Below are 753 nucleotides of genomic sequence, written 5' to 3'. Positions count from 1 at the left end.
CACCAACTCCGACATGATCGTGAAGGTGAAGGAGCCGCAGAAGAGCGAATGGGCCCAGCTCCGCGAAGGCCAGATCCTGTTTACTTACCTCCATCTTGCACCGGATCCCGAACAGGCCAAGGGTTTGCTCGCCTCCGGCTGTACGGCGATCGCCTATGAAACCGTCACCGACGCGGCCGGTCACCTCCCCCTGCTTGCGCCGATGAGCGAAGTCGCCGGCCGCCTCGCCATCGAGGCCGCCGGCGCCGCGCTCAGGCGATCGGCTGGCGGTCGCGGGCTGTTGCTCGGCGGCGTGCCCGGCGTGCAGCCGGCGCGCGTCGTCGTGCTCGGCGGTGGCGTGGTGGGAACGCAGGCCGCGCGCATGGCCGCGGGCCTTGGCGCGGAGGTCACGGTGATCGATCGCTCTATACCCCGGCTGCGCGAGCTCGATGATGTCTTTCTCGGACGGGTGCGCACTCGCTTTTCTACCATCGAGGCGGTCGAGGAGGAGGTGTTTGCCGCCGACGTCGTGATCGGCGCGGTGCTGGTGCCGGGCGCCAGCGCGCCGAAACTCGTCACGCGCGCGATGCTCAAATCGATGCGGCCGGGGGCGGTGCTGGTCGACGTTGCCATCGATCAGGGCGGCTGCTTCGAGACCTCGCATGCGACAACGCACACGGACCCGACCTACGAGGTCGACGGCATCGTGCACTATTGCGTCGCCAACATGCCGGGCGCGGTACCGGTGACGTCGAGCCAGGCGCTGAACAACGC

1 protein-coding gene is annotated in these 753 nt (G+C 68.3%); it reads left to right on the top strand.

Annotated elements, in window-relative coordinates; all coding sequences use genetic code 11:
- Positions 1 to 753 (top strand): alanine dehydrogenase (locus tag AC1D00_RS43755; protein ID WP_477015020.1); only part of this gene is annotated, 753 nt, incomplete at both ends.

This window comes from Bradyrhizobium sp. P2_E8, from assembly GCF_056403875.1.
This window is presented reverse-complemented; position numbering and strand designations above follow the sequence as displayed.